The organism is Mesorhizobium sp. M7A.F.Ca.AU.002.02.1.1, from assembly GCF_003998535.1.
In the GTDB taxonomy this organism is placed as follows: Bacteria; Pseudomonadota; Alphaproteobacteria; order Rhizobiales; family Rhizobiaceae; genus Mesorhizobium; species Mesorhizobium ciceri.
In genome coordinates this window covers 5,001-7,624 of record NZ_RZPB01000242.1, presented here as the reverse complement: position 1 = coordinate 7,624, position 2,624 = coordinate 5,001, and the positions used below count along the sequence as shown (strand labels likewise).

General features: G+C 57.9%; 1 tRNA gene, 2 rRNA genes and 1 pseudogene (1 of these 4 only partly in view). All 4 read right to left on the bottom strand.

Annotation, left to right across the window (positions count from 1 at the left end):
• Positions 1-27: 27 nt before the first annotated feature.
• A pseudogene (locus EN879_RS16510) lies at positions 28-293 on the bottom strand (type II toxin-antitoxin system ParD family antitoxin).
• Positions 294-1,173: 880 nt separating this feature from the next.
• Positions 1,174-1,250: transfer RNA gene (locus tag EN879_RS16505), tRNA-Met, on the bottom strand.
• A 154-nt stretch (positions 1,251-1,404) separates the two neighbouring features.
• Positions 1,405-1,519 (bottom strand): 5S ribosomal RNA (gene rrf, locus EN879_RS16500).
• Between the two features lie 270 nt (positions 1,520-1,789).
• A 23S ribosomal RNA gene (locus EN879_RS16495) occupies positions 1,790-2,624 on the bottom strand; it runs 1,987 nt beyond the window's last position.

The window sequence follows — 2,624 nt, the reverse complement described above, 5'->3', positions numbered from 1 at the left end:
GTGGAAGACAATCCGATACTCTATCCCCTACTTGGCTTTCGCCTGCTTGGAGCGATGACGCGCCTCCAGCCGGAGAAGACCGTGTCGGCAGGGATGCCCTTCGTCGGATCCTGCCGGAGTTCAGCCAGGCGCCCTGGTATCTCCTCGCGCAGCCATTTCTCCCGCTCCGCCTCGAAATCCTCGAGCATGCGCAGGCCCGCGCGGACAACCTCGCTGGCATTGTTGTAGCGGCCTGATTCGAGCTGCTTCCTGATGAAGCTCTCGTAGTGGTCATTCAAAGCGTAATTTGGCATTGGCAACCTCCTGCGGGGAGCGATCCCGAATCTGGCGCCGATTCGGCCACGCCTTACCTCGCGTGACTCATCCGCAGAGAATCGCCCTTCGCTTTGATTCGGCATGATCGAGGCATCGCTTCAACGCCCCCAGGCCGCTCGACCAACGGCACTTGCGGCTATTGCGGCGTGACACACCGGCCGCCGGCGCGATCGAGGATTCACATGCAGGTCGATATTCGCGGCCATCAGTCATTGTCATGGTCGAGGGTGGCCACAAAAGCCGGCTGAATAGAACACCACCCCGACCAAATTCATTTCGTATTTGATTGCAAATCATCACCGGCATCACCGATGCCTGGCACGAGGATCGGATGGCTTTGTCTTTTCCGCCTCCGATTCGGTTGATCCGGCCATGGCGGCGGCCTGGCGCTTCACTTGCCAGTCCCCCAAACGCAAACGGCCCGCGGGCTGCGGGCTGTTTTGTTGAGGCTTTGTTTGTTGTCGTACCTTGTCGGCTGAGTCCTCTTTGTGCGCCGAGGACTGCCGCTTGCCGGCACCATTGTCCCTTGAACGCGAACAGCCCGCCGGCTGATGCCAGGCGGGCTGTTGCTTAGTGAAGTTTGGTTTGCGGGACGGGATCTGGTTCTTTTGTCCCGCAGCTTCGGCTTCGCTTTCGGGGGCCTGAGCCTGGGCAGATCGATGGCCACCCCAGCCGCATATCAAAACGGCGCGCGGGCATTTGTGGCTGGCGGGCTGTTTTTGATGTTGGTTTTGGGGAGAGGATTTGCGTTTTCTGTCTGGCGGCTTGGCTTGGCTGGTTGCGGGCGCCTGATGACAGGCCGGCAGCACAGCACGGCACAAAACAAAAAGCCCGCACGATGGCGGGCTTTTTTGAATTTGGTTGCGGGGACAGGATTTGAACCTGTGACCTTCAGGTTATGAGCCTGACGAGCTACCGGGCTGCTCCACCCCGCGTCAATTTTTGTGTAAGCCGAGGCCTACAGATAGGTATATGGCTGACCAAATGAAAGGGCCGCTTACGCGGCCCGTGATCCCTTGGCGGGCCATTTCATAAAGAGAAGATTTTTCTCCATCCGATTTGGATGTGAGATCAACGTGCGTTTGGCAGACCTGGCAGCGACCTACTCTCCCGCGTCTTGAGACGAAGTACCATCAGCGCTGGAGCGTTTCACGGCCGAGTTCGGAATGGGATCGGGTGCAGCCGCTCCGCCATAACCACCAGGTCGGCAAAACGCACGTTGTTCGAGAAGCTTTTGAGCGAAGGCGCACAAAGAGACATCGGCAGCGGAGCTGTCGGGTGCCTCTCGGGGCTGTTCGCTGGTCTTTGTGTGCCTTTACGGTTCTTGGTCTGGCGCCTTTCGAAGCGAAGCTTCGCAAGGTCGACCGACCGTCGGCGCTGATGCGCCGCACCCACGTAGCGCCGCCCGCAGGGCGGAACAAGCGTGAGTGAGAACAGACCATCTGACTTTGTCAGATGGGCATAAGGAATGAGAACGATCAAGCCGATCGAACTATTAGTACCGGTAAGCTTCAAGCGTTGCCGCTCTTCCACACCCGGCCTATCAACGTGGTCGTCTTCCACGGTTCTCAGGGAATACTCGTTTTAAGGTGGGTTTCCCGCTTAGATGCCTTCAGCGGTTATCCCGTCCGGATATAGCTACCCTGCTATGCGGCTGGCGCCACAACAGGTCCACCAGAGATCCGTCCATCCCGGTCCTCTCGTACTAGGGACAGATCCTTTCAATATTCCTACACCCACGGCAGATAGGGACCGAACTGTCTCACGACGTTCTGAACCCAACTCACGTACCGCTTTAAATGGCGAACAGCCATACCCTTGGGACCTGCTCCAGCCCCAGGATGCGATGAGTCGACATCGAGGTGCCAAACAACCCCGTCGATATGGACTCTTGGGGGTCATCAGCCTGTTATCCCCGGCGTACCTTTTATCCGTTGAGCGATGGCCCTTCCACGCGGGACCACCGGATCACTATGACCGACTTTCGTCTCTGCTCGACTTGTCAGTCTCGCAGTCAGGCAGGCTTATGCCATTGCACTCAGCGAACGATTTCCGACCGTTCTGAGCCCACCATCGCGCGCCTCCGTTACTCTTTAGGAGGCGACCGCCCCAGTCAAACTACCCACCATACATTGTCCCGGACCCGGATAACGGGCCGCGGTTAGACATCCATAGTAATAAGGGTGGTATTTCAAGGGTGGCTCCACCTGAGCTGGCGCCCAGGCTTCAAAGCCTACCACCTATCCTACACATGCCACTACGAATGCCAATGTAAAGCTATAGTAAAGGTGCACGGGGTCTTTCCGTCT